Raw genomic sequence first — 24,105 nt, 5'->3', positions numbered from 1 at the left:
ACTGTTCACGGCGTGTCTGACTCCTCGCGTGATACCGCCCAGGGCGCCGGCTGGGGCTCCGCCGAGCCCGGTACCTACAAACAGCTGATGCCGGACCACGTCGAGAAGCTGTCGTGGCTGAATCCACGGACCCTGTGGTCCGCCCGCAACGGCGTGCTGGCGTCCTGGTTCGGCGACCCGACCGGCCGTACCCGCAGCCGCTGGGTTGCGCGCCGGGAGGCGGCCGGGGCGCCCGCCGGCAAGGTGATCGAGCGGGAGACCGGTGACTGGTTCTCCTTCATGGTCATCGGGGACACCGGGGAGGGCGACGATCCCCAATACGCCGTCGTGCCGGGGTTCCTGAAGGCCGGTGAGGACACCGACTTCGCGGTGATCGCGAGCGATGTGATCTATCCGGTGGGCAACACCGACGACTACGCCAACAAGTTCTTCCGGCCCTACCGGGACTATCCGGCCCCGATCTACGCGATACCGGGCAACCACGACTGGTACGAAGACCTCGGCGCCTTCATGCGCGTCTTCTGCGCCGACACCCCGCCGCTCGACCCCGAGCCCCGGCCGCGCCCGCTCAGCCGAGCCTGGTGGCGGGCCCTGCTGTGGCACCGGGCCCGGCCGGCCGACGAGCAACGGCTCGCCGCCGCCCGGAAGTTGCGGTCCGCGCCCGGCCAGCAGGCCGTACAGCCGGGGCCGTACTGGGCGATCGACGCGGGTCCGGTGCGGATCGTCGGCATAGACACCGGGTTGCTCGGCACGATCGACGCCGAACAGGGCGCCTGGCTGCGCGAGGTCTCCCGGGGACCGCGGCCGAAGATCCTCATCACCGGGTCACCGCTGTACGTCGACGGTGAGCACCACCCGTGCGCGATCGAGGGCGGAGGGACGGTGGACGACATCGTCCGGGACCCGGAGCACCACTATGTGGCCGCGATCGGCGGCGACATCCACAACTACCAGCGCTATCCGGTCGACGTGGACGGCCGGACCGTCCAGTACGTGGTCGCGGGCGGCGGCGGGGCGTTCATGCACGCCACGCACACCATCCCGCGGATCTCGGTCGCGGGTGTCACCGAGCGGGACTTCCGCTGCTATCCGCTGCGCGGCGACTCCCTGGCCTTCTACAGCCGCCTGTACGGCCGACGGCTGCGGCTGCGCCGCTTCTTCACCCTGTCCGAGGCGGAGGCCACGGCGGTCGTCGCCGAGCGCCTCGGCATCGAGCCGGGCCGCAAGCCCGACCCCGGGGCCCGGATCACCCGGCGCACCCGGCTGGTCGCGAGCCTCCTCGGCACCGGCGGCCGCCCGGACCGCACCTCCCGGTTCCGGCTGCCCGTGCGCAAGGTCTACACCCAGCTGTTCTCGCCCGGCTCGGCCACCTACAGCCCGCCGTTCTTCAAGTGCTTCCTGCGTCTGGACGTCGCTCCGGAGGCCGTCCGGCTGCGCTGTTTCGCCGCGACCGGCAACCGGGCGCAGGAGGTCGATCCGCCGGTCGAGGACGAGATCGTCATCCCGCTGAAGTGATCACACGGTTGTCACACTCGCCTGCCAGAATCGTAGGGCGAAGCGCCTTACGACCGCTGGAGGAGCCCGTGCCGCCCACCGCCCGCCCACTGCGCAAGCTCGGCTTCCTCACCATCGGCCTGTTCGACCCGGCGGATCCGGCCCGGGGCCACGAGTCCACGCTGGAGATCATCGAGCTGGGCGAGCGGCTCGGCTTCGACAGCGCCTGGCTGCGCCACCGCCATCTGCAGTACGGCATCTCCTCCCCGGTCGCCGTCCTCGCCGCCGCCTCCCAGCGCACCCGCCGCATCGAGCTGGGCACCGCGGTGACGCCGCTCGGCTGGGAGAACCCGCTGCGTCTCGCCGAGGACCTGGCGACGGTGGACGTCCTGTCCGGGGGCCGGCTGAACCCGGGCGTCAGCGTGGGCCCGCCGATGCACTTCGAGCGGGTCAAGGACGCCCTGTACCCGGACACGGCCGACGCCGAGGACTTTGGCTACGAGCGGGTGCGGCGGCTGCTGGACCTGGTGCGGGGCAAGCCCGCGAGCGACTTCGCCGGGGTCGAGGGATTCGAGGTGTTCAGCGATGTGGTCCAGCCGCACTCCCCGGGGCTCGGCCGGCGGATGTGGTACGGCGGCGGCAGCCTGCGCTCGGCGCGCTGGGCGGGCGAGCACGGGATGAACTTCCTGACCAGCAGCGTGGTCAAGGCGGAACAGCCGGACGGGCCATGGGACTTCGCCGAGATCCAGCTCTCCCTCGTCCGGGAGTTCCGCGCCCATCACCCCGACGGCGAGGCGGCCCGGGTCTCGCACGGCCTGGTCGTGATACCCACCGACTCCGCGAGCCCGGAGCAGCGCGCCACGTACGAGGCGTACGCGGCGAAGCGGCTGCCGCGCACGGCCTCCCCGCAGGGACCGGGGCGGCTGCTGTTCGCTCCGGACCTGGTCGGCACCTCCGAGGAGATCGCCGAACGGCTGCTCGCGCACGCCGCGTTCCGGGAGGTGGACGAGGTGGCGTTCGCACTGCCGTTCACCTTCGAGCACGAGGACTACGTACAGATCCTGACGGACATGGCGACGAAGCTGGGCCCGGCGCTGGGGTGGCGGCCGGCGGCCTGACCGCCGGCCTCCGATGCCGGGACGTCTGACAGGCCCGGCAGTGCGGTGGCGGCGGGCCGGCCGTCGGTCTCGGCACCGGGCGTCTCTGCGGCCCCGCCTGCCGACGGGCCGCCGGCCGACGGCTCCTGGTGCCCGTCCAAGGGTCCGCCGCCGGGCACCTCGTGCTGCCCTGACCACTGGCGCCACTCCTGCTCGTTCACCAGCGGCCCGGCTCCGTGCCCACCACCGCCTCCGAGGGCTTGCCGTCCACCCCCACCGGCACGTCCCCCGCGAGCATCACCCGGTGCATGATCCGGGGAAAGCCCAGGTGGGCGTTGTCGCTGGGGGCGAGGTGGATGGTGGCCCGGTTGTCCCAGAACGCGACACTGCCCGGCTCCCAGCGGAAGCGGACGGTGTACTCGGGGCGGACCGCTTGCTCCACCAGCATGTCCAGGATCGCCGTGCTCTCCGGACGGGAGAGGCCGACGATCTCCTCCACGTAGTAGCCGTTGACGAACAGCACCCGCTCCCCCGTCTCCGGGTGCACCCGCACCAGGGGGTGTTCGGAGACGACCTGGTGGTCCAGGAGGTGACGGACATAGGCGTCGTCTCCGGGCCGGGGCTGGTAGCCCACGCCGAGCCGGTGCTCGGCGCGCAGGCCGTCCACGAAGGCCCGCACCGGCGCCGACAGGCCGGCGTAGGCGGCGGCCAGGTTGGCCCAGGTGGTGTCGCCGCCGTAGGGCGGGACGGTCTCGGCGCGCAGGATGGTCGCGGCCGGCGGGTCGATACGCGTCCCGTAGTCGCAGTGCCAGCCGCGCAGCAGGGTGTGCCGGCGGCGGTGCAGCCACTCGTCGTGCTCCATGCCGTAGCGTCCGGCCAGTTCCAGCCGGTCGGCCGTCGTCTCGACCTCCGGGAAGTCCGGCGGCGAGTGCGGACCGCGACGCGGCAGCACGACCGGCTCACCGAAGCGGCGGGAGAAGGCGACCTGCCCGGCGTGGTCCAGTTCCTGCCCGCGGAAGAAGACCACCTTCCAGCGCAGCACGGCCTGCCGGATCAGGGCCACCAGGGCGGTGTGCAGCGGCCCGGCGAGGTCGACGCCGGTGATCTCGGCGCCGATGTGCCCGGCGACCGGCTTCACCCGAACGCCTGGGACCTTCGCCTCCGCGCCCTCGACCCGTTCCGTCTGGTCCGCGGTGGCCCTGTGCGTCGACATGCGCGCTCCCGTGCTCGTCCGAACCGGCTCCACCGAAGATCGTGACATCCCGGCCCTCACACGGCGAACGGGCTGCCTGTGCTGGTGAGGTCCCTGTGGGACGGGGCTTCCTGCTCGACGTGGGAGGGGGCACGGCCGTACGGCGGCGCGCAGGCCGCGGGCGACCGGGTCGGGCCGGTGGCCGCGCCGCCGCCCGTGCCGTCCCCCGTCCTCTCCCCATCCGTCCGGTTGATCACCGCTCACCCCCTCCGTGAGGCTGGAGGGACGACACAGTCGACGGAGGGTCCCATCGTGAACGGCATTCCGACGCACACGCTCAACGACGGTACGACGATCCCCGCCATCGGCCTCGGTACCTGGCCGCTGGACGACGCGGCGGCCGAGCGGGCCGTACGCTCCGCGCTCGACCTGGGCTACCGGCTCGTGGACACCGCGACGAACTACCGCAACGAGACCGGGGTCGGGCGGGGCATAGCGGGCAGCGGCGTCCCCCGCGAGGAGGTGGTGGTGACCACCAAGCTGCCCGGCCGCCACCACGGCTACGACGAGACCCTCGCCTCCTTCGAGGAGTCCCGGCGGCGGCTCGGCCTGGAGTACGTGGACCTGTATCTGATCCACTGGCCCAACCCCCGGGTGGGCAGGTACGTCGACTCCTGGAAGGCGATGATCGAGCTGCGCGAGGACGGGCTGGTCCACTCGATCGGCGTCTCCAACTTCACCCCCGAGCACATCACGCGGCTGGAGAAGGAGACCGGGGTGCTGCCCTCGGTGAACCAGATCGAGCTGCACCCGATGTTCCCGCAGGAGGAGCTGCGCGCCTTCCACGCGGACAAGGGCATCGTCACCGAGAGCTGGAGCCCGCTGGGCCGGGGCAGCGCTCTGCTGGACGATCCCGCGGTCGCCGAGGTCGCCGCGGCGCACGGGGTGACCCCGGCGCAGGTGCTGCTGCGCTGGCACCTCCAGGTCGGCGCGCTGCCCATCCCGAAGTCGGCCGACCCGGGCCGGCAACGCGCCAACCTGGACGTCTTCGGCTTCGAGCTGGACTCCGGCCAGCTGGCGGCGATCTCCCACCACGCCCCGCGCCGACTGGGCGGCGATCCCGACAAGCACGAGGAGTTCTGAACCGGGCCGGGCCCTACTGCTCCTCGATCCGCTCCCGCGCACTGCCGGGCCGGGCGCCGTCACCGGTCGGCGCGGCGAGGCTGCCCAGGATGTCCAGCAGTTCGGCGCTGCGGCTGCCGGGCTCGGCGTGGAAGACGACGAGGGTGAGTCCGTCGGTGCCGTCCACGGACAGTTTGTGCGACCGCAGGTCGAGGTCGCCGACCTGCGGGTGGGTCAGATGGCTCACCCGGCCACGGCGGGGCCGTACCTCGTGCCGGGCCCACAGGGTGCGGAAGCGTTCGCTGCGCAGGGACAGCTCGCCGACCAGGTCCCGCAGCCGTGGATCGTCGGAGTCCGCGCCCGCCTCGGAGCGCAGTACGGCCACGCCCTCCTCGGTGAGGTCCTCCCAGTCCCGGCGCAGCTCACGCTCGGCCGGGTCGAGGAAGACGGCCCGCAGGAGGTTGACACCGGGCCGGTAGTTCGGGGTGAGCGCGCTCGCGAGGGGGTTGGCGGCGAGGCAGTCGGCGTAGCGGTTCTGGACGTAGGCGGGGTTGCGCGGCCAGCCGTCGATGAGCTGCAGCAGGCTCGCCGGGACCTGCTGGGTGCGGCGCCCGGACCGTGCTCCTGGGCCGGTCCGGTCCTGGACGAGGCCCACGAGGTGGGCCGTGGCGTCGGCGTCGAGCCGCAGGACGCGGGCGATGGCCTCGAGGACCTGCACGGACGGGTTGCGGTCGCGGCCCTGCTCGAGCCGCAGGTAGTAGTCGGAGCTGATGCCGGCCAGCATCGCGACCTCCTCGCGGCGCAGCCCCGGCACCCGGCGCAGGCCGCCGCCGGGCAGCCCCACGTCCTCGGGCCGTACCAGCGCCCGGCGGGCGCGCAGGAACTCGCCGAGCGTGTTCGTTCGGTCCATGGCCCCACCGTACGGCGGCCGGGCCGGCGGTGACTGGCCCTGTCACTCCCAGGATCGCCGGGGTACTGCAACGGCGGGCGTGACGGGCGCAGGGTGGAGAGCGGGCCGCCGGCAGGACCGGTGGCTCGCACATCTCGAGCTTCCCCCTGAGAGGTACGACATGACTGCACAGCTCGGCGGCACCCTCACCCCGGCCGACGGCCTGGCTCTGACGCGGATCGGATACGGCGCCATGCAGCTGGCCGGGCCGCACGTCTTCGGCCCGCCGAAGGACCGTGACCGGGCGGTGGCGGTGCTCCGTGCGGTGGTGGAGGCGGGCATCACGCACATCGACACCGCCGACTTCTACGGCCCCGTGATCGTCAACGAGCTCATCCGGGAGGCCCTGCACCCCTACCCCGAGGAGTTGCACATCGTGACCAAGGTGGGCGCCCGGCGGGGAGCCGACGGCAGCTGGATCCTGTCCCGGCACCCGGAGGACCTGAAGGCGCAGGTGTACGACAACCTGCGGAACCTCGGTGTGGAGTCGCTGGACGTCGTCAATCTGCGGGTGGGTGACGTGGACGCCCCGAACGACGACTCCCTGGCCGAGCAGTTCGGCGCGCTGGCCGAGCTGCGGGAGCGGGGGCTGGTCCGGCACCTGGGGCTGAGCACGGTGACCGCGGCGCAGCTGGACGAGGCGCTGGCGATCGCGCCCGTGGTGACCGTGCAGAACCTGTACAACCTGGCCAACCGGCAGGACGACGCCCTCGTGGAGCGCACGGCGGCCGGGAACATCGCCTTCGTGCCCTACTTCCCGCTCGGCGGCTTCACCCCGCTGCAGTCCGACACGCTGGCGAAGGTCGCCGCCCGGCTGGAGGCCTCGCCGCAGCAGGTGGCGCTGGCCTGGCTGCTGCGCCGGTCGCCGAACATCGCGCTCATCCCCGGCACCTCCTCCCCCGAGCACCTGCGGGAGAACATCGCCGCCGCGTCCCTGGTGCTGCCGGACGACGCGGTCGCCGAGCTGGACGGCATCGCGGGCTGAACGGCGCGGTCCGGGGTACCCGGGGCCCGTCAGGCGGTCGTACGGAAGGAGCCGCAGGTGGCAGCGGAGGACCGGCTGCGGACGTACCGCGGCAGGCGTGACTTCGAGCGGACCCGCGAGCCGTCGGGGCGGGAGCCCCGGGCCGGGGGTGACGAGCCGCATTTCGTGGTGCAGATCCACGACGCCAGCCGGATGCACTTCGACTTCCGGCTCCAGGTCGACGACGTCCTGAAGTCGTGGTCGGTCCCGAAGGGCCCGTCCACGGATCCCGGGGACAAGCGGATGGCCGTGCCCACTGAGGACCATCCGCTGGAGTACGAGGAGTTCGAGGGCGTGATCCCGGAGGGCGAGTACGGCGGCGGGACCGTGATCGTCTGGGACAACGGCACGTACGAGCCGCTCAGCCACGACCGCAGGGGGCGCCCGGTGGACTTCGCGGAGTCGCTGGAGCGCGGGCACGCCACCTTCCGGCTGCACGGCAGCAAACTGCGCGGCGAGTACGCCCTCACCCGCTTCCGGGGAGACCAGGGCGAACAGGAGGCCTGGCTGCTGGTGCGCAAGGGGCCGGCGCGGTCGGCCGGGCACGGCACCCCCGATCCCCGGCGGGCCCGCTCGGTGCGCACCGGACGCACCCTCGCGCAGGTCGCGGCCGACGGCGAGGAGTGAGGGGCGGTGCCGGGCCTGCTGGACGCGCTGCCGGCCGGCCGGCGGGAGCTGCTGCGTCCGGCCCGGCCGGGCCCCGAACTCGCCGCGGCACCGATGCTGGCCACGCTGAGCGACCGGCGGGACTTCGGCGAGGGCTGGCTGTTCGAGCGGAAGCTGGACGGCGTCCGGCTGCTGGCGGTGCGTGAGGGCGACCGGGTACGGCTGCTCTCGCGCACGGGCCAGCGGCTGAACGACACCTATCCGGAGATCGTCGAGGCGCTCGCGGCGCAGGAGTGCACCGACTTCACGGTGGACGGCGAGGTCGTCGCGTTCAGCGGCGGCCGTACCGACTTCGCCCGGCTGCAGCGGCGGTTGGGGCTGACCCGGCGCCGGGACATCGAGGCGTCCGGGGTCGCGGTGATGTACTACCTCTTCGACCTGCTGCGCCTGGAGGGCGCGGACACCCGTCAACTCCCCCTGCGCGTCCGCAAGTCGCTGCTGCGGCGGGCGCTGTCCTTTCGCGCCCCGCTGCGGCTGACCCCGCATCGCAACGCGGGCGGCGCCGAGTTGCTGGCCGAGGCCTGCGGCCGGGGCTGGGAGGGACTGATCGCCAAGCGGGCCGACGGGCCGTACCGGACGCGCCGGTCCCCGGACTGGCTGAAGCTCAAGTGCGCGCAGGGGCAGGAGTTCGTGATCGGCGGCTTCACCGAACCGGCGGGCAGCCGCGTCGGGTTGGGTGCGCTGCTGCTCGGCTTCTACGACGGTGACCGGCTGCGGTACGCCGGGAAGGTCGGAACCGGTTTCGACCGGCGCGCCCTGCTGGATCTGCGTGAGCGGCTGGACGGGCTGCGGCGGGACACCCCGCCCTTCGGCGGTGCCGTACGCGAGGTGCGCGCCCGTTGGGTGAAGCCGGAGCTGGTCGCGCAGATCGCCTTCACCGAGTGGACCCGGGACGGGATGCTGCGGCATCCCCGCTACCTGGGACTGCGCGCGGACAAACGGCCACGGGACGTGGTCCGCGAGCACGCGGCGGCCTGAGACCCGCGGTCACGTACGCATACGGATCTTCGGGTTCCGCCCCCAACTCCCCTGTGGTGCCTTTATGTTCTCGGCGACACCCCGCTCGCCTCCGAAAGGCCCCGCATGCGTACCGCCCTCCGCGCCGCCGTCACCGGCGCGCTGACCGTCGCCACCGTTCTGGCCTGCGGCACCGCGCAGGCTACCCCGCCGGGCCCGGGTGTGACGGCCCGGATCATCAGCCGGACCACCGTCGGCGACACCGACTACACCCTGCGGGAGATCACCATTCCGCCCGGCCAGAGCACCGGCTGGCACTACCACGACGGCCCGCTGTACGGCGTGGTGAAGCAGGGCACCCTCAGCCACTTCGACTCCGCCTGCGCCTCGGACGGCGTGTACCGGAGGGGCGCGACGATCCAGGAGCCGGCCGGTGCGGACCACGTGCACATCGGGCGGAACCTCGGCGACACCCCGCTCGTGCTCGATGTGCTGTACGTGCTGCCGCACGGCGCCCCGTTCTCGGAGGACGCGCCGAACCCGGGCTGCCCGTTCCAGTGACCGGGTGCCGGGAGCCGATCAGGTGCCGGGCAGCGCCTGCTCGGCCCAGATCGTCTTGCCCCGGCCCGTCTGCCGGCTGCCCCAGCGCTGGGTGAGCTGGGCGACCAGCAGCAGTCCGCGGCCGCCCTCGTCGTAGGCGTGCGCCCGGCGCAGATGCGGTGAGGTGGAACTGGCGTCGGAGACCTCGCAGATGAGCGCGCGGTCGCGGATCAGCCGGAGCTGGATGGGCGGTTCGCCGTAACGGATGGCGTTGGTGACGAGTTCGCTGACGACGAGTTCGGTGACGAAGGCGGCCTCGTCCAGCCCCCAGGCGGCCAGCCGTTCGCCGACGGCCTGGCGGGCGGCGCCGACCTCGGCGGGGTCGGGCGGGATGTCCCAGGTGGCGACCCGGTCGGCGCCGAGGGCGCGGGTGCGCACGAGCAGCAGGGCGACGTCGTCGCCGGGCTGGTCGGGCAGGACGGCCTTCAGGACGTCGTCGCACAGGGCCTCGAGGGAGCGGGTGGGTACGCTGAGGGCCCGGCGCAGTTCCTCGGTGGCGTCGCCGACTTCCCGGTCCCGGTCCTCGACCAGGCCGTCGGTGTAGAGCGCGATGACGGAGCCCTCGGGCAGGCGCAGCTCCGTCGCCTCGAACGGCAGGCCGCCGACGCCGAGCGGTGGTCCGGCGCTCATGGCGACGGTCTCGGCGGTGCCGCCCGGCAGGACGACGGCCGGGGCCGGGTGGCCGGCGGCGGCGAGGCTGAGCCGCCGGGAGACGGGGTCGTACACGGCGTACAGGCAGGTGGCGCCGAGTTCGGCGATCTCCTCGCGGCTGTCCTCGGCGGCCAGGTGGGTGACCAGGTCGTCGAGGTGGGTGAGGAGTTCGTCGGGCGGCAGGTCGACGTCCGCGAGGGTGCGCACGGCCGTCCGCAGCCGGCCCATGGTGGCCGAGGACTGGATGCCGTGGCCGACCACGTCGCCCACGACCAGGCCGACCCGGCCGCCGGAGAGCGGGATGACGTCGAACCAGTCGCCGCCGATGCCGGCCAGGGAGCCGGACGGCAGATACCGGTGGGCCACCTCGACCGCGGCCTGTCGGGGCAGGCCGCACGGCAGCAGGCTGTGCTGGAGGGCGAGGGCGGTGGAGCGTTCGCGGGCGAAGCGGCGGGCGTTGTCGATGCAGACGGCGGCGCGGCTGCCGAGTTCCTCGGCGAAGACGGCGTCGTCGGGGCCGTAGGCGTCCGGGTGGTCGATGCGGACGCACACCGCGACGCCCAGGGTGGTGCCGCGGGCCCGGAGTGGCACCGCGATCAGGGAGTGGGCGTCCTGCCGGTGGGGGCGGCCCTGCGGCGAGCGCGCGTTGCGCTCGGCGAGCCACTCGACGAACTCGGGCTCCCCGGCCTGGCTGAGCACCGCGCGGCCGTCGCGCAGGGCGCGGGCGGGCGGGGAGTGCGGCGGGTAGACGTCGGCCTCGCCGAGGGGGACGGCCGCACCGGGGTCGCCCTCGCGGGTGGAGCCGTGGGCGACGCGGTGCAGAACGACGCCGCCGTCGGGTGGCATCGGCGGCTCGTCCGCGCCGAGCACCCAGTCGAGCAGGTCCACGCCGGCGAAGTCGGCGTAGCGCGGGACGAGGACGTCGATCAGTTCCTCGACGGTGCGCACCACGTCCAGGGTGGTGCCGATGCGGGTCGACGCCTCGTTGAGCAGGGCCAGGCGGCGCCGGGCCCAGTACTGCTCGCTGCTGTCGAGGGCCGCCATGGCGACCCCGGTCAGCTCGCCGGAGCCGTCGCGCAGCGGCCACATCTCGATGCTCCACAGGTGTTCCCGGTTCAGTGCGGGGGCGCCGGCGAAGCTCTCGTAGCGGACGGGTCGGCCGGTCTCGGCGACCTCCCGGAGGTGGCGCAGGAAGCCCACGTTGTATTCGGCTTCCTCCACGGTGTCCGGGAAGAACCGGCCGGTGAGCGCGGCCTCGGAAACGCCCATCACCTTGCAGGCGGCGTCGTTGACCCGCAGATAGCGCTGCTCCAGGTCGAAGACCGACATGGACACGGAGGCCTGCTCGAAGACCTCGGCGGCCAGGGCGCTGCCGGGCGGGCCGGCGGTGACGACGAACCCGGTGGGCTCCCCGTCGGCTCCGGCGACGGGGCAGGCGGTGAGGGCCACGTCGACGCGGTGGCCGTCACGGTGGCGCAGCGCGACGGTGCCGGCCCGCGCGGCGAGCGTGGCGTCCGGGATGTCCCCGGCGAGCAGCCCGGCCGCGGGCCGGCCCACGACGTCCTCGGCCGGGTGGCCCGTGAGCCGCCGCGCACCCTCGCTCCATCCGGTCACCGTACCCAGGGCGTCGATGACCGCCACGGCGGCGCCATGCTTCATATGCTCAAGGATGTTCCGATTGTCCCGGCACATCAAGCACAGGGCGTCCCGGCCCCCTTGTGGACGGGAGCCGTTCAGCCCTGGTGGGCGTACAGGGCGGCAAGGGCCCGGTCGGCGTGGGTGTTCATGCGCAGTTCGCTGCGGACGATCTCCAGCACCGTGCGGTCCTGGGCGATCACGAAGGTGACGCGCTTGGTGGGCGCGAGGGAGAAGCCCCGTTTGACGCCGAACCGCTCGCGGACCGTGCCGTCGGCGTCGGAGAGCAGCGGCATGCCGAGGCCGTGCCGGCCGGCGAACTCCTGCTGCTTGTCGACGCTGTCGCCGCTGATGCCGACCGGCCGGGCCCCGACGGCGGCGAATTCGGCGGCGAGGTCGCGGAAGTGGCAGGCCTCCGCGGTGCAGCCGGGGGTGAGGGCGGCCGGGTAGAAGAAGAGGACCACCGGTCCGTCGGCCAGCAGTTCGGTGAGCCGGCGGGTGGTGCCGGTGTCGTCGGGCAGGGCGAAGTCCTCGGCCTTGTCCCCGACCTCGATGCGTTCCGTCATGACCGTCCCTCCTCGTTCCGGGCGACTCCCCGGGCCCACAGCACCAGCGGCACCTGCAGCGGCAGCCGCGCCAGGGCGGCCGTACGCAGCGGTGCGGGCCGGTGCCGCCAGTCCACGGCCATCTGCACGTTCGCCGGGAACACCCCGACGAAGAACGCCGCGGCCGCCTTCGCGGCGACCGTGCGGGTGCGGGGCACGGCGATCCCGGCCGCCAGGGCCAGCTCCGCGACCCCGCTGCCGTACGTCCATGCCCTGGGCGAGCCCGGCAGCGCGCGCGGAATGGTGGCGTCGAACCGTCGCGGGGCGGCGAAGTGGGCGACGCCTGCCGTGGCCAGCAGGCCGGCGAGCAGCAGGGGTGAGCGTTCGGACCGGGGCACGGTTCCTCCTCTGATGACCTGCCGCCGGATATTACTGGACGGTAGGCGCAAGGGTGGCCCGTTGCCGCAGAACGCCGCCCGTCAGGCCGTGGCGACGGTGTCGTCCGCCTCCCGGCCGGAGTCCTCGTCGGTCGTGTACGCGAGGAAGTCGTCGACCATGCGGTGGAAGAGGGCCGCCATCTGCCGCAGATCCTCGGGCCGCCAGTCGGCGAGGGCGAGCTGCATGCCGCGGGCCCCGGCCTCGCGGACCCGGTCGACGGCCTCCCGGCCCGCGCCGGTCAGCTGGATGCGCTGGGCGCGCCGGTCGGCGGGGTCGGGGCGCGCATGACGTATCCGGCCTTCTGCAGTTGCTGCACGGTCCGCGTGACATGGGAGGCCTCCACGCCGAGGCGCTGCGCCAGCTCGCCCGGCCGCAGCGGCTCGGAGTCGGCGATCTGCCGCAGCGGGGCCACCGCGGCGCGGTCCAGCGGCACCCCGGCCAGCGCCATCAGCCGCTCGTGCTGCCGGGCCCGGGTGCCGAGGTAGGTGATGCGCGTCAGGGCACGCTCGATCTCGGTGACCTCCGGGGAGGCGACGGGCAGGTCGGACAGCGGTTCCGTGGGCATACCCGTCAGTTCACCAGCTCGTTGCGTAAGTCAAGTAAGTTCCCGGCCGGGCTCTCGGGCCGCCCTCGACGGTCGGCCGTCCGCGGACCTGGTCGCGTGTCGTACGGGCCACCCCCCGGCGCAAGCGTGCTGGAATCGGCGAGTCCATCCCCTCGGGAACACCTTGGAACACCGGAGGAATGCCATGGCCTTCGCCGTCGTCGCCCAGTACCAGTGCGCCCCAGCCGACGCGGACACCGTGCGCGACGCGCTGCGCAAGATGCGTGAACTGGTCCCGTCGGAGCGCGCGAACCTCGCCTACGAGGCGCACGAGGTCGTCGACCGGCCGGGGGCCTTCGTCCTGTACGAGCGCTACACGGACCGCGCCGGCTTCGAGGCGCACAAGGAGACGGACCATTTCGCGGAGCTGATCCGGGGAACGGTGTTCCCGCTGCTGAAGGAGCGGACGATCACCTTCGCCGAGACGCTCTGACCGCCGCGGACGCCGCGGGTTCCCCTCGGGACACGTCACCCGGACGGGTGCCAGGACGTCCGGGGACGGCAGAACGTCTCCGCGCCGCGGACCGGGTGGGCCCGGTCCGGTTGCGGGCGCCCGTCCCGTGGGACGTCCCAGTCGTCCCGGGGGACGCGGAAGCGGCGTTCTGACGGCTCGTCACGGAAACCCTGACTGTCGTGATCACTGCTCGTGGTCACGAGAACGACAGCGGAGGCTTCCATGATCCGACGGACTCTCAAGAGCGGACTACTGGCGACGGTCGCGGTGCTCGCGTTCCTGCCCACGGCGGCCGGCGTCACCACGGCGAGCGCCGCCACCCCGCACCCGGTCCCCAGCGCCACCACCCAGCACCCCGCCCACCGCGCCCAGCACCACACCGGCCGGCGCGTCCACCACCGCAGGTACGGCACCACCCACCGGCACCACCGCACCCACCTCCGCACGCACCACGCCCGCCGAGTACACCGGATCCACCGCCTCACGGCCCGGCGGGCGGCGCACCGCTTCCTGCCGCAGACGGCGGCCTACCGCCTCGTCGGGCCATCGGCGCCGTACCGCATCGCCGCGCCCCGGATGCAGTACCGGCTCGCGGCGCGGTGGATGACCTACCGTCACTTCCGGCCCCTCACCGGCCGGGTCACGACCCGCCACGCCCCGCTCAACGTCCGCTCCGGTCCCGGCACCGGCTACGGGGTGATCGGCCACCGGCGGACGGGCCGGGTCCTGGTCCTCACCTGCAGGACGCGCGGCTCCTCGGTGCACGGGAACCGCGTCTGGTACCGGCTGCCGCACCACGCGGGCTACGTCTCCGCCCACTACATCCGCCCCGACCGCGCCCTCCCCTGGTGCTGACGGCACTCACCGCAGCATCGCCCAGCCACCGAAGGCCCGTTCGACGACCCCCGAACGGGCCTTCGGTCACGCTCACCTCACCGTCCTCATACCTCACCGTGTGTTGCAGCCGCCGTCCTCCCGGGAAGCCATTCCGACAACAGGGGCGAAACTGCCCATAGCGGAGAGGGAGTCGAGGACGCGCGATGCGGCACCCCGAAGCAACGACCACGCCGGACGAGGCACTGCTGGTGGGACTGCGCGAGCTGAAGGACCGTACGGGGCTGAGCCTGGCGGCGCTGGCCGCGCGCACCCCGTACAGCAAGTCCGCGTGGCACCGCTATCTGTCCGGCGGCACTGCGCCGCCACGGCAGGCCGTGGAAGCGCTGTGCCGGCTCGCCGGCGCCGACCCCGAAGCCGTACTGACGGTGTGGGCCGCGGCCGGGCCTCCCCCGCCCGCGGCCGGCGCACCGGGGGCCGCGCCCGAGGAACCCGGCCCCGGCCGGCGGCTCAGCCGGCTCGCGCCCCGGCTTCCGAGCTGGCTCCCGTCATGGCTGCCGCTGTCCCTGTTCGCGCTGTTCGGTACGGCGGCAGCGGTGACCGCAGCCACTGTCGCCCTGTCCGCGCGGCCGGGCACCACGCCCGCCGCGCAGACCCTGCCGACGGTGCCCCGCTGTCACGGCCGGTCCTGCCAGGGCGAGTTGCCCGACGCCACGGTGTGCGCCCGGGACGCGCGGACCACGAGCACCGTCACCGACCCCGGCTACACCGTCCGGCTGCGCTGGTCCCCGGCGTGCGGGACCGCCTGGTCGGAGGTGTGGCTGCGGTCGCCCAGGGCCCGTGAGGTGTCGGTGCGCGCGGGCCAGGACCTGATGTCGGCCGGATATCCGGCGGACGACCCCACCGGCGACAGCAGCCCGATGCTCTCGGTGTCCTCGCCGCGCGGCGTGGAGGCGTGTGCCGAGGTGGCCCGGGAACTGGCCTGCACGGGACTGGACGTGGAGCCGGAAGCACAGGACTGACCCCGTGCGACGCCTACGGCGCCGTGCGCGGGGGCGGGTCGGCCGGCGGTGACGAGCTTCCGCCCGGTGCCGCTGCGCTCGGGGAGCCGGGACGAGCGCGGGGCGCGATGCCGCTGAACACCATGGACGACACACCGGCGAGGGCGAAGGCGGTGTAGCCCAATGGACACGGTCGTGTAGCTCATCGTCCGGGCGCGGTCGGGGAACACGCCGGTGCGGAAGACGACCAGGAAAGTCGGTCCCAGCGGCATGGGGACGCGAGAAGGCGGACCACCAGCCGTGCGGCTCCACCAGCCGCGTGGCCACGTGGGCGGAGAGGACGCCGCCCGCGTGGTGGGCCGTCGTCAGGACGCCGATGGTCAGCGCACCTCTGGGGTGCTCGGTCCCGGAGCGCCTCGATCACGCGGGCGAGGTGGGCGCGGACGGCCGCTTCGGCCGCCTGTTCTGTCCGCGCTTTCTCGCGCCGGCCGTTCAGCCCGTCCGGTACAGCTCACTGAGCAGTTCGAGGACCGCCTGGAGGGCCGGGTGCGGATCGTCGCGCCACCAGGCGAGCCGTACGGCGACGGGTTCGGCGTCACGCACCGGCCGGTAGACGACGCCGGGCCGTGGGTACTGGTTCGCGGTCGACTCCGCGGTGACACCGATGCCGCGTCCGGCGGCGATGACGGTGAGCCAGTCGTCGACGTCGTGCGTCTCCTCCACGGCGGGGCGGGCGTCGGGCGGCCACAGCTCGGGCGTGGTGGTGCCGGTGCGCCGGTCCACCCAGAGGATCCGGCCGGTGAGTTCGCCGAGCCGTACGGATCGGCGGCGGGCCAGCGGATCGTCGGCGGCCATCGCACACAGGCGCCGCTCCAACCCCACGATGGCGGTGTCGAACCGGCGGTCCTCCAGCGGCCGGCGGATCACCGCGAGGTCGCAGGCGCCTTCGGCGAGACCGGCGGACGCCGTGTTGACGCGGACGAGATGCAGATCGGTCCCGGGGTGGGCGGCGCTCCAGCGGCGCTGGAAGGCGACGGTGTGGCGGCCGACGGCCGACCACGCGTAGCCGATCCGCAGCCGGGTGTGCCCCGACGTGGCCTCCTGGACCAGGACGGCGACGTCCGCCAGCACCCGCCGGGCCTGCGCCACCACCCGCAGCCCGGTCGCCGTCGGGGCCACCGCACGCGAGGTCCGCCTCAACAGTCGTACGCCCAGGGTCCGTTCGAGCCCCGCCAGGGTGCGCGAGACGGCTGCCTGGGACACCCCGAGGGCGATCGCCGCGTCGGTGAAGGTGCCCTCGTCGACGATGGCGACGAGACAGCGCAGTTGCCGGAGCTCGAGCTCATTCATACGTCAAGCGTATAGATCATATGGTGCATGCATTTTGCGCAAGCGACGGCCGGGCGGACGCTCCTCGCATGCGACAAGCTCCCGGACGGCCCGCGGCGACGGCGTCCCCCGCGATCCAGGACCCCGCGCCGGGGCGGCTGGCCGGCGTGGCCGCCATGTTCGGCAGCGGCCTGTCCAACCAGACCGGTGCGGCCATCGGCGCGCTGGCCTTCCCGGTCCTCGGTCCGCTCGGCGTGGTGGCGGTACGCCAGTACGTCGCCGCGCTCGTCCTGGTGGCCGTCGGCCGGCCGCGCCTGCGTGACTTCACCCGGCGCCAGTGGTGGCCGGTGCTGCTGCTCGCCGGGGTCTTCGGCACCATGAACCTGACCCTGTACAGCGCCATCGACCGGATCGGCCTCGGGCTGGCGGTGACCCTGGAGTTCCTGGGCCCGCTCAGCATCGCGCTGGCCGCCGCGCGCCGCCGGCTGGACGCGGGGTGCGCGGCGCTGGCCGGGGCCGGGGTCGTGGTGCTGATGCGCCCCCAGCCGTCCGCCGACTACCTGGGCATGGGTCTGGGCCTGGTGGCGGCCTGCTGCTGGGCCTCGTACATCCTGCTCAACCGGGTCGTCGGGCGGCGCATCCCGGGCGCCCAGGGGTCGGCCGCGGCCGCGTGCGTGTCGGCGCTGACCTTCCTGCCGATCGGCATCGTCCTCGCCGTACGGCATCCGCCGACGGCCGGGGCGCTGCTGTGCGCGGTGGCGGCGGGCGTGCTGTCGTCTGCCGTGCCCTACCTGACCGATCTGCTCACCCTGCGCAGGGTGCCGGCCCAGACCTTCGGTCTGTTCATGAGCGTCAACCCGGTGCTGGCGGCCGTGGTCGGCTGGGTGGTCCTCGGCCAGCACCTGGGCGGCGCGGAGTGCACGGGCATCGGCGCGGTGGTGGCGGCCAACGCGGTGAGCATCGCGAGCACGCGCCGCTGAGCACGACCGGCAGCCACGCTCCGGCGGTCCGCTGACCCTGTGGCGGGATCGTGGGCGTCCGCCTCGCCGCCCCCGGGGTGCGCCCAGCCTTGCCCCGGCCGGGCGCCCGGCGCACTCTTGTTCCATGGGTGCGCAGGACGGCCCCACGCTGATCACGTCTGTGCAGCGGGCCTTCCGTCTGCTGGAGGCGGTGAGCGCGCACGAGAACGGCGCGCCGGCGAAACAGCTGGCACGCGAGACGGAGCTGCCGCTCGCCACCGCGTATCACCTGCTGCGCACCCTCGTGCACGACGGATACGTGCGAAAACTGGACGACGGCGGCTTCATCCTGGGCGACAAGCTGAACTCCCTGCACACGGCGGGCCGCACGCAGACGCTGCTCAGCCGTGTGCGCCCGGCGCTGGCCGCCCTCCGCGACGAGCTGGCCACCGCCGCCTACCTCACCTTCTACGAGGAGGGCGAGATCAGGGTGGCCGAGATCGTGGACAGCCCCCGCACGCCCCGGGTGGATCTCTGGGTGGGCTTCGAGGACGCCGGACATGCCACCGCACTGGGCAAGTCCGTGCTGCGGGAGCTGGACGAGGACGCCCGCCGGGACTATCTGTCCAGGCACCACCTCGCCGACCTCACACCACGGACGATCACCAGTCTTCCGCAGCTGCTCCGCAGGATCGCGGCGCCCCCCTTGGCACCGGCCGTCACGGACCTGGAGGAATACGCGCTCGGCACCGTGTGCGTCGCCGTGCCGGTCTACCGCGGGAGCACGCCCGGTTCGCTCGGCGTCTCCCTGCCGGTGGAGCGGCAGGCCCAGCTCCAGGAGATCCGGGCACGCCTGCTTCCGGTCGCGAACCGGGTGACCAGGAGTCTCTCGCTCACTATCTGAAAACCCACTCCTTGTGGCTCCCTCGCCCAGCCCGTTCGATTGATGAAACGGACATTCCGGGTGTAACCCACGTACAGGCGAGGACTGCGGACGAGATGCTCCAGGCCCGACAGCATGGCGGCGGCCATGCACCTACGCGGCTGTTCAGGAACTGTGCGGCCGAAACGCGGGATCCGGATCACCGCTGTGCCGCCGGGCAACTGGCCGCCGGGCTTCCGGTGCTGGTCGTGGCCCTCGTCGCGCTCGTCGACGTCGCCGTGGGCGGGGGGCTGATCTGGCTGCCGCTGCTGGCGGTCGGCCCGGCTCTGGCTGCCTCCACCAACGTGCCGCGTGGCGTGCTGTGCGTCGGTCTGCTCACCGTGGCGACGGGCGCGGCGCTGGGCAGCGAGCACGGGGTGCCGGCCGGCGAACTGGCGGCCGTGCTCGCCGCCCTGCTGGCCGTCACCGCGGCGAGCGGCCTGGCCAGCGCACTGCGGGGCCGTCGTGAACGGGTCCTCGCCGCCGTCCGCTCGGTCGCCGAGACCGCCCAGCACGCTTTGCTCCAGCCGGTCCCGGGCACCGTGGGCCCGTTCCAGGTGGCCGTCCGCTACAGCGCCGCGGCGGCGGAGGCACGGATCGGCGGGGACCTCTACGCCCTGGTGCCCACGCCGTACGGCGTCAGGCTGATCGTCGGCGACGTGCGCGGCAAGGGGCTGCCCGCCGTACGGACCGCCGCCCTGGTGCTGGGGGTGTTCCGCGAGGCCGCCTACGACGAGCCCGACCTGCTCGACGTCGTCGCGAGGATCGAGCGGAGCCTGGCGCGCGACCTGGGTCCCGACGACTTCGTCACCGCCGTGGTCGCCGGACACCCCGAGTCGGGACACCTGGAGATCGTCAACTGCGGACATGCGGCGCCGCTGCTGATATCCGGTTCCGGAGAGGTCGCGGCGGTGGAGCCCACCCATCCCGCTCCGCCCCTCGGGCTGCGCGCCCTCTCGGGCCAGACCCCCCGCCTGCAGCGGCTGCCCTTCACAGTGGGAGACCAGCTGCTGCTGTACACCGACGGGGTCACGGAGGCCCGCGATCACGCACGCGACTTCTATCCGCTGGCCGAAGGGGTGGCCCGCCATGTCTGCGACGAGCCGGCGCGCACCCTCACCGCGCTCCACGACGAACTGCTGGCGCATGTGGGCGGCCGGCTGCACGACGACGCCGCCCTGCTCCTGCTGCGCAAGAGGACCGTGGACGAGCCGGAGAGCGTGCCGTCATGGTGCGAGGCCGCACTCTAGGGCGCGTCGAGTTCGGCCCAGCGGACGACTCCGTCGAGGTGGGTGCGTATGCCATGGCGAGTCGTCAGTGCGTGGACGATCGTCTCGCCCCTGCCGTGCTCGTCGGGATCGATTCCGAGGGACGGGCCCACCGGCAGGGCGGGGCCGGCGTCGGCGACCTCGACGCGCAGGGTGCGACCACCGTCGCCCTGCACCCACGACAGCCGGAGCACGGCCGGCGGCCGGGCGTGCACGATCGCGTTCGTGACGAGCTCCGACACCACGAGCAGCGCGTCCTCGACGAGGTGCGGACACACACTCCAGTCCGCGAGGACCGCCGCCGCACGACGGCGTACGGCGGAGACGGCGCCGGCGACGGGCGGCACCGGACACACGTGTTCGTATGCCGCCTGAACCAGCGTCTTGAGCTGTGCCGCCATGTTCTCTCCCGGTGGTGCGTACGGCCGGTCCAGCGCCGTCATGCCGGCGTGTTCCGGACTCGCATGCACGTTATGGACACAAATCGGACCGGTCAATGAACGGCGGTCGGCATTACCGAACGCCCTCCCGCGGGCACGGCGTCCGTGCGGGTAATAGGCTCGCCTCATGGCCGGCCCAGTCCAGTCGATCGAACGGGCGGCAGCGATTCTGCGTCTGCTCGCAGGCGGGCCCCGCCGACTCGGTCTCGGCGAGGTGGCGGCCTCGCTCGGGCTGGCGAAGGGCACCGCCCACGGCATTCTGCGCACGCTCCAGCACGTGGACTTCGTGGAGCAGGACGCGGCGACCGGCAAGTACCAGCTCGGAGCCGCCCTGCTGCACCTCGGTACCAGCTACCTCGACGTCAACGAGCTGCGCTCGCGCTCGCTCAACTGGGCCGACGCCCTGGCCGCCCGCAGCGGGGAGGCGGTACGCCTGGGCACCCCCCTGGAGGGCAGCGTCCTCGTCGTCCACCACGTGTTCCGGCCGGACGACACCTTCCAGACCCTGGACGTGGGCTCCCTGCTGCCCCTGCACGCCTCCTCGCTCGGCAAGGTACTGCTGGCGTACGGGACCGCGGGCGTCGAGCCGGTCGGGGACCAGGAGCTGGAGGCGTACACCCGGCACACCCTGACCGATCCCGAGCGGCTCGCCCGGGCGCTCGCGGAGGTCAGGGAACTCGGATGGGCCGCCGAGATCCAGGAAATGAGCATGGGCGAGGCCGGAATCGCCGCGCCGATCCGCGGGCACGGCGGCCTCGTCGTCGGTGCCATCGGGCTGTCCGGGCCGGTCGAGCGGATCTGCGACAGCCAGGGGCACCCCCGCCCGAACCTGATCACGCTGCTCCGTGAAGCCGCACGGGCGATCTCCAGGGACCTGGGAGCCGCCCGCTGGTAGGCCAGGACAGCCGCCCCTCGATCCGTCGGAAGGCAGACCCGATCATGGCTGACCGGTACGTAATGTCCATCGATCAGGGCACCAACTCCACCCGATGCATCCTGTTCGACCACCGTGGGCGGCTGGTCTCGGTCGCGCAGAAGGAACACCGGCAGCACTTCCCCAGGCCCGGCTGGGTGGAGCACGACGCCGTGGAGATCTGGCACAACCTGCGGCAGATCGTGCCCGAGGCGCTCTCCGAGGCCGGTGTCGACAGGGGGCAGGTCACCGCCATCGGCCTGGCCAACCAGCGCGAGACGACGGTGCTGTGGGACCGGCGGACCGGCGCCCCGCTGGGCCGGGCGATCGTCTGGCAGGACACCCGCACGGAGCCGCTCGTCGACGAGCTCGGACAGCGCCCCGGTGAGGCGTTCTTCCTGGAGCGGTGCGCCCTGCCGCCCTCGACCTACTTCTCCGCGCTGCGGATCCGGTGGCTGTTCGACCACGTCAAGGGGGTCGAACAGCGCGCCATGGACGGCGAGGTGCTGTTCGGCACGATGGAGAGCTGGCTGATCTGGAATCTCACCGGGGGCGCCGACAGCGGCCTGCACATCACCGACGCCACCAACGCCAGCCGCACCATGCTGATGAACATCCGCACGCTCTCCTGGGACGACGAGCTGCTGGCCTTCTTCGGGGTGCCCCGCGCGATGCTGCCCGGGATCCGGTCCTCGGCCGAGACGTACGGCGAAGCCCGCTCGCTGCTGCCCGGGGTCGCGATCACCGCCGCCCTCGGCGACCAGCAGGCCGCCCTCTTCGGCCAGACCTGCTTCTCCCCGGGCGAGGCCAAGTGCACCTACGGTACGGGCAGTTTCCTGCTGCTCAACACCGGCAGCCAGCTGGTGCGGTCCCGGCACGGGCTCCTCACGACCGTCGCGTACCGGATCGGGGACCAGCAGCCGGCCTACGCCCTGGAAGGGTCGATCGCCGTCACCGGCGCACTCGTCCAGTGGTTCCGGGACCGCCTGGGACTGATCAACAGCGCCCCGGAGATCGAGACCCTCGCGCGGACGGTCGAGGACAACGGAGGCTGCTACATCGTCCCCGCGTTCTCGGGTCTGTTCGCGCCCCGCTGGCGCAGCGACGCACGCGGGGTCATCGTCGGCCTCACCTCGTACATCACCAAGGGGCACCTGGCGCGGGCCGTCCTGGAAGCCACCGGTTGGCAGACACGGGAGGTCGTCGACGCCATGAACGCCGACTCCTCGGTCCCCCTTCGGCAGCTCAAGGTGGACGGGGGCATGACCGCGGACAACCTGCTCATGCAGTTCGTGGCCGATGTGCTCGACGTACCCGTGGTACGGCCCATGGTCGCCGAGACGGTCTCGCTGGGCGCCGCCTACGCGGCCGGGCTGGCCGCCGGCTACTGGTCCGATCTGGAAGTGCTGCGCCGCAACTGGCACCGGGCCGCCCAGTGGCTGCCCGCCATGGACGCCGAACTGCGGGAGTCGGAGTACGACAACTGGCAGCGGGCCGTCGAACGGTCCCTGGGCTGGGTTCGACGGCCGTAGGTGCGGTGCCTTATGAACTTGCTCGACTCAAGTAAGCCCCATGTACTTGCCTGACTCAAGCAAGACATCCACCGGAGCCGGGCGGCCCTGAGCGGAGGCCGCCCCTGTGCGCCGCGGCCCGTGGGGACGGGGCGCGGCGCCGCCCCGGACGGTCCCCGCCCAGGGGCACATCTCCGCCACCAGGCGGCGTTCTGCTGCGGCCGTCCGCCGTGCCGCTGCCGGGCCTGCGAGGCGATGTCCGCCACTGGCAGCTCGCAGCCCGCGGATCGAGCGCGGACATCGCCGGTGGCCGGGCCTGCCCGACCGTGTCCGCGGCTCCCGCCACCCCGCGCGAGCCGGCCGGTATCCCCGGCACCCGCACCCCGCGCGAGCCCGTTCAGGGGAACCGGCGGTCCAAGGCGCGTGAGGGGGCCGGGAGCGGTCGAGATCTTCAGCCGTGACCGCCGTACCCCTGCCGCTCATCGCGCCGATGCTCGCCACGCCCGGCCCCCTCCCGCCCGCCGCCCAGGACCCGCGGTGGGCTTACGAGACCAAGCAGGACGGCCAGCGGGTCATGGTCTATCTGCCCGGTGACGGCAGCCTGCTGCTGCGTGCCCGCTCGGGCGAGGACATCACCGCGGCCTATCCGGAACTGCGGCCGCTCGGCGGCGCGCTGGGCACCACGCCCGCCGTACTGGACGGCGAGGTGCTGGCCCTCGACGAACAGGGCCGCGCCGACTTCCAGTTGCTGCAGAGCCGGATGGGACTGGCGCACGCCCCCGCGCGGGCCGCACGCCGGGCCGCCCAGGTGCCGGTGCACCTGGTGCTGTTCGACGTGCCGTACTGCGAGGAGTCCCAGCTGCGACAGCCGTACGTACGGCGGCGGGCCCGGCTGACGGAGCTGGGCCTCGCCGGGCCCTACTGGTCGACTCCGGGTGCGGTGACCGGACATGGCGCCGAGGCGCTCGCGGCGACCAGGGAGCACGGCCTGGAGGGTCTGGTGTGCAAGCGGCTGGACTCGGTGTACGAGCCCGGGGTGCGCTCGCGCGCGTGGATCAAGATCCGGAACATGCGTGCCGAGGACGTCATCGTCGGAGGCTGGCTGCCGGGCAAGGGGCGGCTGAGCGGGCTGCCCGGCGCGGTGCTGGCCGGTCAGCGCGACGCGGGCGGCCGGCTGCGGTACGTCGGCGGGGTGGGCACCGGCTGGAGCGAGGCCGAGCGGACGGAGCTGGCCGCGCTGCTGCGGGCGGCGGCGAGCGAGCGGTGCCCCTTCGATCCGGTGCCGCGCGTCCCGGGCGCCCGCTGGGTGCTGCCCCGGCTGGTCGGCGAGGTCGGCTACAGCACCCGTACCCGGGCCGGCCTCCTGCGCCAGCCGTCCTGGCTGCGGCTCCGCCCGGACCTCACCCCGGAGGAATCCGCGGCGGACCTGCCGGAGGGCTTCGACTGAGGAGACACGCCGGTGCGCCGCCATGCCGTGCGGTGCCCGCCCCCGCCATGGAC

23 protein-coding genes and 1 pseudogene are annotated in these 24,105 nt (G+C 73.3%); 16 read left to right on the top strand and 8 right to left on the bottom strand.

Going from position 1 to position 24,105, the window contains the following annotated elements:
- Window positions 1-12: 12 nt before the first annotated feature.
- On the top strand, window positions 13-1,515 hold the full coding sequence (locus ACWDEN_RS26860; RefSeq protein WP_351617955.1) for a metallophosphoesterase family protein: 1,503 nt from the start codon (window positions 13-15) through the stop codon (window positions 1,513-1,515).
- A gap of 68 nt (window positions 1,516-1,583) precedes the next feature.
- Window positions 1,584-2,612, top strand: coding sequence for an LLM class flavin-dependent oxidoreductase (locus ACWDEN_RS26855; RefSeq protein WP_351617953.1), 1,029 nt, complete (start codon window positions 1,584-1,586; stop codon window positions 2,610-2,612).
- Between the two features lie 196 nt (window positions 2,613-2,808).
- On the opposite strand, the gene ACWDEN_RS26850 is transcribed toward ACWDEN_RS26855, so the two are convergent.
- Complete coding sequence (locus ACWDEN_RS26850; protein WP_450860302.1) at window positions 2,809-3,804, bottom strand: TauD/TfdA dioxygenase family protein; 996 nt, start codon at window positions 3,802-3,804, stop codon at window positions 2,809-2,811.
- 291 nt (window positions 3,805-4,095) lie between these two features.
- On the opposite strand from ACWDEN_RS26850, the gene ACWDEN_RS26845 reads away from it, so the two are divergent.
- Window positions 4,096-4,926, top strand: a complete 831-nt coding sequence (locus ACWDEN_RS26845) for an aldo/keto reductase (RefSeq protein ID WP_450860301.1) — start codon at window positions 4,096-4,098, stop codon at window positions 4,924-4,926.
- 13 nt (window positions 4,927-4,939) lie between these two features.
- Here ACWDEN_RS26845 and ACWDEN_RS26840 read toward each other — a convergent pair whose 3' ends face one another.
- Window positions 4,940-5,815, bottom strand: a complete 876-nt coding sequence (locus tag ACWDEN_RS26840; RefSeq protein ID WP_351617944.1) for a helix-turn-helix domain-containing protein — start codon at window positions 5,813-5,815, stop codon at window positions 4,940-4,942.
- A gap of 160 nt (window positions 5,816-5,975) precedes the next feature.
- Here ACWDEN_RS26840 and ACWDEN_RS26835 point away from each other — a divergent pair, with 160 nt between their 5' ends.
- The 4 genes from ACWDEN_RS26835 to ACWDEN_RS26820 all read left to right on the top strand — a co-directional run bounded on the left by ACWDEN_RS26835 (window position 5,976) and on the right by ACWDEN_RS26820 (window position 9,062).
- Entirely contained in the window at window positions 5,976-6,839 is an 864-nt protein-coding gene (locus ACWDEN_RS26835) for an oxidoreductase (protein ID WP_351617941.1), read from the top strand.
- A gap of 57 nt (window positions 6,840-6,896) precedes the next feature.
- A complete protein-coding gene (locus ACWDEN_RS26830) occupies window positions 6,897-7,505 on the top strand; it encodes a DNA polymerase ligase N-terminal domain-containing protein (protein ID WP_450860300.1) in 609 nt (202 codons plus the stop codon).
- 6 nt (window positions 7,506-7,511) lie between these two features.
- Window positions 7,512-8,522: a non-homologous end-joining DNA ligase gene (ligD, locus tag ACWDEN_RS26825; protein ID WP_450860299.1), complete on the top strand. Its 1,011-nt coding sequence runs from the start codon at window positions 7,512-7,514 to the stop codon at window positions 8,520-8,522.
- Window positions 8,523-8,627: 105 nt separating this feature from the next.
- Window positions 8,628-9,062 (top strand): cupin domain-containing protein, encoded by a 435-nt coding sequence (locus ACWDEN_RS26820; protein WP_351617933.1) that lies wholly within the window; start codon window positions 8,628-8,630, stop codon window positions 9,060-9,062.
- Between the two features lie 18 nt (window positions 9,063-9,080).
- On the opposite strand, the gene ACWDEN_RS26815 is transcribed toward ACWDEN_RS26820, so the two are convergent.
- The 4 genes and pseudogenes from ACWDEN_RS26815 to ACWDEN_RS26800 all read right to left on the bottom strand — a co-directional run bounded on the left by ACWDEN_RS26815 (window position 9,081) and on the right by ACWDEN_RS26800 (window position 12,935).
- Entirely contained in the window at window positions 9,081-11,444 is a 2,364-nt protein-coding gene (locus tag ACWDEN_RS26815; protein ID WP_450860298.1) for a SpoIIE family protein phosphatase, read from the bottom strand.
- Between the two features lie 41 nt (window positions 11,445-11,485).
- Entirely contained in the window at window positions 11,486-11,953 is a 468-nt protein-coding gene (locus ACWDEN_RS26810; protein ID WP_351617929.1) for a peroxiredoxin, read from the bottom strand.
- Window positions 11,950-12,330 carry a DoxX family protein gene (locus tag ACWDEN_RS26805; protein WP_450860297.1) on the bottom strand — a complete coding sequence of 127 codons (381 nt, stop codon included), beginning with the start codon at window positions 12,328-12,330 and terminating at the stop codon, window positions 11,950-11,952. The genes ACWDEN_RS26810 and ACWDEN_RS26805 overlap by 4 nt, the downstream gene beginning before the upstream one ends.
- A gap of 81 nt (window positions 12,331-12,411) precedes the next feature.
- Window positions 12,412-12,935: pseudogene (locus ACWDEN_RS26800) on the bottom strand (MarR family winged helix-turn-helix transcriptional regulator).
- 184 nt (window positions 12,936-13,119) lie between these two features.
- Here ACWDEN_RS26800 and ACWDEN_RS26795 point away from each other — a divergent pair.
- The 3 genes from ACWDEN_RS26795 to ACWDEN_RS26785 all read left to right on the top strand — a co-directional run bounded on the left by ACWDEN_RS26795 (window position 13,120) and on the right by ACWDEN_RS26785 (window position 15,284).
- Window positions 13,120-13,407 (top strand): putative quinol monooxygenase, encoded by a 288-nt coding sequence (locus ACWDEN_RS26795; RefSeq protein ID WP_351617923.1) that lies wholly within the window; start codon window positions 13,120-13,122, stop codon window positions 13,405-13,407.
- Window positions 13,408-13,650: 243 nt separating this feature from the next.
- Complete coding sequence (locus ACWDEN_RS26790) at window positions 13,651-14,283, top strand: hypothetical protein (protein ID WP_450860296.1); 633 nt, start codon at window positions 13,651-13,653, stop codon at window positions 14,281-14,283.
- Window positions 14,284-14,468: 185 nt separating this feature from the next.
- Window positions 14,469-15,284, top strand: coding sequence for an XRE family transcriptional regulator (locus ACWDEN_RS26785; RefSeq protein WP_450860295.1), 816 nt, complete (start codon window positions 14,469-14,471; stop codon window positions 15,282-15,284).
- A gap of 471 nt (window positions 15,285-15,755) precedes the next feature.
- Here ACWDEN_RS26785 and ACWDEN_RS26780 read toward each other — a convergent pair whose 3' ends face one another.
- Window positions 15,756-16,613 (bottom strand): LysR family transcriptional regulator, encoded by an 858-nt coding sequence (locus ACWDEN_RS26780; protein ID WP_450860294.1) that lies wholly within the window; start codon window positions 16,611-16,613, stop codon window positions 15,756-15,758.
- Window positions 16,614-16,681: 68 nt separating this feature from the next.
- On the opposite strand from ACWDEN_RS26780, the gene ACWDEN_RS26775 reads away from it, so the two are divergent.
- From ACWDEN_RS26775 to ACWDEN_RS26765, 3 genes are all read left to right on the top strand, one after another.
- Complete coding sequence (locus tag ACWDEN_RS26775) at window positions 16,682-17,572, top strand: EamA family transporter (RefSeq protein WP_450860293.1); 891 nt, start codon at window positions 16,682-16,684, stop codon at window positions 17,570-17,572.
- 124 nt (window positions 17,573-17,696) lie between these two features.
- Window positions 17,697-18,455: an IclR family transcriptional regulator gene (locus tag ACWDEN_RS26770; RefSeq protein WP_351620888.1), complete on the top strand. Its 759-nt coding sequence runs from the start codon at window positions 17,697-17,699 to the stop codon at window positions 18,453-18,455.
- Window positions 18,456-18,550: 95 nt separating this feature from the next.
- Window positions 18,551-19,723 (top strand): PP2C family protein-serine/threonine phosphatase, encoded by a 1,173-nt coding sequence (locus ACWDEN_RS26765; protein ID WP_450860292.1) that lies wholly within the window; start codon window positions 18,551-18,553, stop codon window positions 19,721-19,723.
- On the opposite strand, the gene ACWDEN_RS26760 is transcribed toward ACWDEN_RS26765, so the two are convergent.
- Entirely contained in the window at window positions 19,720-20,142 is a 423-nt protein-coding gene (locus tag ACWDEN_RS26760) for an ATP-binding protein (protein ID WP_450860354.1), read from the bottom strand. The two genes, ACWDEN_RS26765 and ACWDEN_RS26760, sit on opposite strands and share 4 nt — an antisense overlap.
- Window positions 20,143-20,308: 166 nt before the next feature.
- Here ACWDEN_RS26760 and ACWDEN_RS26755 point away from each other — a divergent pair, with 166 nt between their 5' ends.
- The 3 genes from ACWDEN_RS26755 (at window position 20,309) to ACWDEN_RS26745 (ending at window position 24,052) form a co-directional block, all read left to right on the top strand.
- Window positions 20,309-21,076, top strand: a complete 768-nt coding sequence (locus ACWDEN_RS26755) for an IclR family transcriptional regulator (RefSeq protein WP_450860291.1) — start codon at window positions 20,309-20,311, stop codon at window positions 21,074-21,076.
- A gap of 44 nt (window positions 21,077-21,120) precedes the next feature.
- On the top strand, window positions 21,121-22,626 hold the full coding sequence (glpK, locus tag ACWDEN_RS26750) for a glycerol kinase GlpK (protein WP_450860290.1): 1,506 nt from the start codon (window positions 21,121-21,123) through the stop codon (window positions 22,624-22,626).
- A 469-nt stretch (window positions 22,627-23,095) separates the two neighbouring features.
- Window positions 23,096-24,052, top strand: coding sequence for an ATP-dependent DNA ligase (locus ACWDEN_RS26745; protein ID WP_450860353.1), 957 nt, complete (start codon window positions 23,096-23,098; stop codon window positions 24,050-24,052).
- Window positions 24,053-24,105: the final 53 nt, after the last annotated feature.

The sequence above is a fragment of the Streptomyces sp. NPDC001153 genome (assembly GCF_053598315.1).
This window is presented reverse-complemented; position numbering and strand designations above follow the sequence as displayed.

Excerpts from the sequence above, each read along its gene's own strand:
- ACWDEN_RS26850 (WP_450860302.1), bottom strand. The coding sequence starts at position 3,804 with ATGTCGACGCACAGGGCCACCGCGGACCAGACGGAACGGGTCGAGGGC.
- ACWDEN_RS26840 (WP_351617944.1), bottom strand. The coding sequence starts at position 5,815 with ATGGACCGAACGAACACGCTCGGCGAGTTCCTGCGCGCCCGCCGGGCG.
- ACWDEN_RS26835 (WP_351617941.1), top strand. The coding sequence starts at position 5,976 with ATGACTGCACAGCTCGGCGGCACCCTCACCCCGGCCGACGGCCTGGCT.
- ACWDEN_RS26820 (WP_351617933.1), top strand. The coding sequence starts at position 8,628 with ATGCGTACCGCCCTCCGCGCCGCCGTCACCGGCGCGCTGACCGTCGCC.
- ACWDEN_RS26815 (WP_450860298.1), bottom strand. The coding sequence starts at position 11,444 with ATGTGCCGGGACAATCGGAACATCCTTGAGCATATGAAGCATGGCGCC.
- ACWDEN_RS26810 (WP_351617929.1), bottom strand. The coding sequence starts at position 11,953 with ATGACGGAACGCATCGAGGTCGGGGACAAGGCCGAGGACTTCGCCCTG.
- ACWDEN_RS26795 (WP_351617923.1), top strand. The coding sequence starts at position 13,120 with ATGGCCTTCGCCGTCGTCGCCCAGTACCAGTGCGCCCCAGCCGACGCG.
- ACWDEN_RS26790 (WP_450860296.1), top strand. The coding sequence starts at position 13,651 with ATGATCCGACGGACTCTCAAGAGCGGACTACTGGCGACGGTCGCGGTG.
- ACWDEN_RS26785 (WP_450860295.1), top strand. The coding sequence starts at position 14,469 with ATGCGGCACCCCGAAGCAACGACCACGCCGGACGAGGCACTGCTGGTG.
- ACWDEN_RS26780 (WP_450860294.1), bottom strand. The coding sequence starts at position 16,613 with ATGAATGAGCTCGAGCTCCGGCAACTGCGCTGTCTCGTCGCCATCGTC.
- ACWDEN_RS26775 (WP_450860293.1), top strand. The coding sequence starts at position 16,682 with ATGCGACAAGCTCCCGGACGGCCCGCGGCGACGGCGTCCCCCGCGATC.
- ACWDEN_RS26770 (WP_351620888.1), top strand. The coding sequence starts at position 17,697 with ATGGGTGCGCAGGACGGCCCCACGCTGATCACGTCTGTGCAGCGGGCC.
- ACWDEN_RS26765 (WP_450860292.1), top strand. The coding sequence starts at position 18,551 with ATGCTCCAGGCCCGACAGCATGGCGGCGGCCATGCACCTACGCGGCTG.
- ACWDEN_RS26760 (WP_450860354.1), bottom strand. The coding sequence starts at position 20,142 with ATGGCGGCACAGCTCAAGACGCTGGTTCAGGCGGCATACGAACACGTG.
- ACWDEN_RS26755 (WP_450860291.1), top strand. The coding sequence starts at position 20,309 with ATGGCCGGCCCAGTCCAGTCGATCGAACGGGCGGCAGCGATTCTGCGT.
- glpK (WP_450860290.1), top strand. The coding sequence starts at position 21,121 with ATGGCTGACCGGTACGTAATGTCCATCGATCAGGGCACCAACTCCACC.
- ACWDEN_RS26745 (WP_450860353.1), top strand. The coding sequence starts at position 23,096 with ATGCTCGCCACGCCCGGCCCCCTCCCGCCCGCCGCCCAGGACCCGCGG.